The organism is Frankia sp. AiPs1 (assembly GCF_023716945.1).
Lineage (GTDB): Bacteria > Actinomycetota > Actinomycetes > Frankiales > Frankiaceae > Frankia.
On sequence record NZ_JAMQQF010000672.1, the window covers coordinates 1 to 2977 of the forward strand.

Annotated in this window: 3 protein-coding genes and 1 pseudogene; 1 reads left to right on the forward strand and 3 read right to left on the reverse strand. The window is 76.3% G+C overall.

Annotation, left to right across the window (positions count from 1 at the left end):
• Together ND748_RS29170 and ND748_RS29175 are read right to left on the reverse strand one after the other, a co-directional pair.
• Nucleotides 1-807: ABC transporter permease (locus tag ND748_RS29170; protein ID WP_251749408.1), on the reverse strand; the 807-nt coding region annotated here is incomplete at its 3' end.
• Nucleotides 808-864: 57 nt separating this feature from the next.
• The gene (locus tag ND748_RS29175; RefSeq protein WP_251749409.1) at nucleotides 865-1797 is read right to left on the reverse strand and encodes a TIGR03564 family F420-dependent LLM class oxidoreductase; all 933 of its coding nucleotides are present in this window, start codon (nucleotides 1795-1797) and stop codon (nucleotides 865-867) included.
• Nucleotides 1798-1965: 168 nt separating this feature from the next.
• On the opposite strand from ND748_RS29175, the gene ND748_RS29180 reads away from it, so the two are divergent.
• The gene (locus ND748_RS29180; protein ID WP_251749410.1) at nucleotides 1966-2547 is read left to right on the forward strand and encodes a TetR/AcrR family transcriptional regulator; all 582 of its coding nucleotides are present in this window, start codon (nucleotides 1966-1968) and stop codon (nucleotides 2545-2547) included.
• Nucleotides 2548-2604: 57 nt separating this feature from the next.
• Here the strand turns inward: ND748_RS29180 and ND748_RS29185 are convergent.
• Nucleotides 2605-2977, reverse strand: a pseudogene (locus tag ND748_RS29185) (HEXXH motif domain-containing protein); the annotation flags it as partial.

The window sequence follows — 2977 nt, forward strand, 5'->3', positions numbered from 1 at the left end:
GACCAGGCCGCCCCGACCGCCCAGCCGGCCCAGCCCGCCGGTCGGGGGCCGCGGGATCGGCTCCGCCGCCGTCGGGGGGAGCTGCGTCGGCGCGCCAAGCAGGTAGGACAGCGACACCGCCGCGATGCTCTGCGCGGTCAGCATGGCGACCAGGATGATCACCTGGAACCGGGCGGCGGCGGCCGGCGAGGCGCCGCCGAGCAATGCGCCGACGAAGGTCCCGGGCAGCGAGACGAGCCCGACGGTGCGGGTCTGGTCGAGCGGCGGTACGAGCGCCTCGGCGACGCTCTCGCGGGCGATGTCGGCGACGGCCTGCCGCGGCGTCGCGCCGAGCGCCAGCCACGCCTCCACCTCGTCGCGGCGGCGGCGCAACCCGTCGGCGAGCCGGCGGCCGGTGAGCGTGCAGGCCGTCATCGTCCCGCCGACGACGCTGCCGGCGAGGGCGACGAGGTTGCGCACGGTCGCCTCCACCGCGCCGACGGCGAAGACCAGGCCCAGGGCGACCGTGGCGCCCAGCAGGCAGGACACCCCGACCCGGCGGACGACCGCCGGGAAGCCGACCAGCCGGCGCGACGCGGTCCCCACCGCCGCCGTCAGCATGACGGCGAGCACGGCGGCCGCGGCCGGCGGTGCGGCGAACACCCCCCGCAGCGCGAGACCGATCAGCGCGAGCTGGGCCACCGCGCGGGCCGACGCGGTCAGCACGTCCCGGCGCCGCGGCACCCGTGCCCAGGTCAGGCAGGCGACCGCCACGGCGAGCAGCAACGCGAGGCCCACGACAAGCCGCAGGTTCGCCTCGACGCTCACCCGGGCCCCCCGTCACGTGGTCGACGTCCACGACGGTCACGCTCCTGGCCGCATCATTCACCCGGCGAAGGATCCGGCAGATACCGCCGGGGACAACGCGCCGAGCAGCTCGACCGTGCGGGCCCACTCCGCCGCCCCGGTGATCTGCAGGTTGGCCAGGATGTGCGTCGCTCCCTCGGCGGCGAGCCGGCCGAGTTCCCGCTCGACCTGGCGCTCGTCGCCGATGATCGCCACCTCCGCCGCGGCGGCCACCCCCTCCCGGTCCAGCATCGCCCGGTAGGAGGGGATGGACTCGAACAGCGCCAGCGACCTGGCCGCGCGCTCGCGCACCTCGTCCGGGTGGTTGGTGACGCAGACGGGCAGGCCGACGACGATCTCGGGAGCGGCTCGCCCCGCGGCGGCGCCGGTGATCGCCGGGACGATGTGCTCACCGACGGTGCGCACTCCCGCCAACCAGGTCACGGTGCCGTCCGCGACCTCGCCGGCGACGCGCAGCATGGCGGGGCCGAGCGCGGCGAGCAGCACCGGCGGCGGCTGGGCGCCCGGCACGGACACCGCACCGACCGCCGTCCAGAACTCACCGCAGTGGGCGACCTCCTCGCCGCGCAGCAGGGGACGCAGGACCGTGAGGTACTCGCGCATCCGCCGGGCGGGGCGGTCGGTCGGCAGGCCGAACATCGCGTCGGTCATCATCCCGATCCCGGCGCCGATTCCCAGGGTGAACCGGTCGCCGAGGGCGGCCTGCGTGCTGAGGGCCTGGCCGGCCAGCACCAGCGGATGGCGAGCGGGCACGGGCAGCACGGCGGTGCCCAGCGCGATCCCGGGCACCCGGCTGCCGACCAGCCCGAGCGTGGTCAGCGCGTCCCAGCCGAGTGCCTGCGCGAACCACGCCGTGGCCAGGCCCGCCTCGGCCGCCGCCCGCACCTGGCCGACGATCTCCGGCAGGCCGACCGGACCCCGAATCTCACCTACCGCGATGCCGATGCGCATGTCACTCCCTGTCCCCAGCTTGCGAGGCCCCGGCCCTACGTCGCCGGCGGGGCCGGGGTGCGAGCGCGACCCGACCGCCGACCGCCGACCGCCGACCGGAGAGCCTCTCCGTTTACCGGCGCGGCTAGAATATGGAGAACCTCTCCACTTGGCAACGGGGGAAAGCGGATGACGGACGACCGCGCCTCGCAGCGGCCGCGACGGGCCGACGCCCGCGACAACCGGGAGCGGATCCTGCGGGCGGCCCGCGCGGCGTTCGCCGAACACGGCCCGCGCGCCTCGCTGAACCGGATCGGCGCGGCGGCGGGAGTCGGTGCGGGAACCCTCTACCGGCATTTCCCGTCCGAGCAGGCGCTGCTCGTGGAGATCATCCGTGCGGACGTCGACGCCCTGTGCGCCACCGGTCGGGACCTGGCCGACGAGCCGGACGCGGCAGGCGCGCTGCGCGACTGGCTGCGCGCGGTGGCCCGGCACGCCACGGCGATGCGTGGCCTGGTCGCCACCCACATGGCCACGGTCTCCCGACCCGGCACCGACGCCACCCTCGCGGCCTGCCATGACGCCATCCGCGCGACCGGGGCAATCCTGCTCAACCGCGCCAGGAACCATGGCGCGGCGCCGCCGACGGTCGACATCGGTGACCTGCTGACGCTGGCGAACGCGCTCGCCTGGGCCAGCGAGCAGGCAGCCGACGACCCGGGCCTGCTCGATCGACTGCTGGACCTGGCCCTCGCCGGGCTTGACGCCTGACGCTCCCACGATTGCCCGGACACCCGGACGGATCGCGCGTCCGAGGTGGACCGGCTGTCAGCAGGTGGCCGAGGCGGGTACTCGCCGCATGTGGGCGACCATCCGCGCGACCGGCCGAGCGGGGTTCGCGGCGGGGCCGGCGGCGATCCAGGCGGTGAGGTCGGGCAGGTCGGGGGTGCGACCGGTGGCGGCGCGGATCCGCTCGCCGAGCGCCAGCAGCGCTTCGGGATGGTCGAGGCAGAGGCGTCGTTCCAGTCCACCGCCGACCCGGGCGGCGTGGATCAACGCCAGCCCGGCGAAGGACTCCACCCGTCCCGGCCGCTCGCGCAGCTCCCGGCGGAACTCGACCGCCGCGCGGGCGATGTCGCCGGCGACGGCCGCCAGATCCCCGGCCGTGGCCGCGCCGGGCAGGTGCAGGTCGGCCCGGGGC